The 1,195-nt window shown below is 75.6% G+C and carries 1 protein-coding gene; it reads right to left on the bottom strand.

Annotated features, from left to right (window positions below; translation table 11 throughout):
- Positions 1–16 precede the first annotated feature (16 nt).
- Positions 17–1,195, bottom strand: a 1,179-nt coding sequence (locus ACOV8S_RS16445) for an MFS transporter (protein ID WP_448318555.1), incomplete at its 5' end; no start/stop codon positions are given.

Raw genomic sequence — 1,195 nt, 5'->3', positions numbered from 1 at the left:
GTCCGACGCGGCGGGGTCAGACCGCCGGGGCCGGCCGGCGGGCCGCCAGGGTGCCCAGCAGGGTGATCGCCGCGACGCCGGCCACGGCCAGCAGTCCCACGGCCACCGTGCCGCCCCAGCCCGCCGCGTGGAAGGCCACCGCGCCCAGCGTCGAGCCCACGCTGGAGCCGATGTAGTACGCGGACTGGTACAGCGCCGCCGCCTGGGCGCGTCCGTGCTGCGCGGTCCCGCTGACCGCGGAGGAGGCCGCCGAGTGACCGGCGAAGAAGCCGCCGGTCACCAGCACCAGGCCCAGCAGGATCAGGGGCAGCCGGTCGGCGAGCGAGACCAGCAGGCCCGCCGCCGTCAGCGCGCCGGACAGGTACAGCGTGCCCCGGCGGCCGAGCCGCCCGACCAGCCGTCCCGAGACGGACGCGGACACCGTGCCCACCAGGTAGACCAGGAAGATCGATCCGACCACGCCCTGCGGCAGGGAGAACGGCTCCTCGGTCAGCCGGTAGCCGATCACCGTGTACACGCCGCCGAACACCGTCATGAACAGCGCGCCGATCGCGTACAGCCGCCGCAGCAGCGGGTTCGCCAGGTGGTCGCGCACGGTGCGGGCGACCACGCCGGGCCGCAGCGAGCCGCGGGTGAAGTGCTTGGGCTCCGGCAGCAGCAGGCGGAACGCCACCGCGCAGCCCACCGCAAGGACGCCCAGCACCGCCAGCGCGACCCGCCAGCCCCACTCCTGGGCGACCCAGCCGCTCAGCACCCGGCCGCTCATGCCGCCGACGCTGTTGCCGGCCACGTACAGCCCGACCGCGGTGATCAGCGCCCGCGGCCGCACCTCCTCGGCGAGGTAGGCGGTCGCCGAGGCGGGCAGCCCGGCCAGGGCCGCGCCCTGGACCGCGCGCAGCGCCACCAGCACCCCGAGCGAGGGCGCGAAGGGCACCAGCAGTCCGATGCCGACCGCCACGGCGACCGCCCCGGTCATCGTGGCGCGGCGTCCGAACCGCTCGGAGAGCGCGCTCATCGGGATGACGAACAGCGCGAGGCCGCCGGTCGCGGCGGCCACCGTCCACGACACGTCGCTCACGGTGGAGCCGTAGTCGGCGGAGATCAGGGGGAGCAGTGCCTGCGTGGAGTAGAGGAGGGCGAAGGTCGCGACCCCGGCGAGGAAGAGCGCCAGGCTCATCCGCCGGTAGGCGGGGGT

The sequence above is a fragment of the Streptomyces sp. CO7 genome, from assembly GCF_053474865.1.
This window is presented reverse-complemented; position numbering and strand designations above follow the sequence as displayed.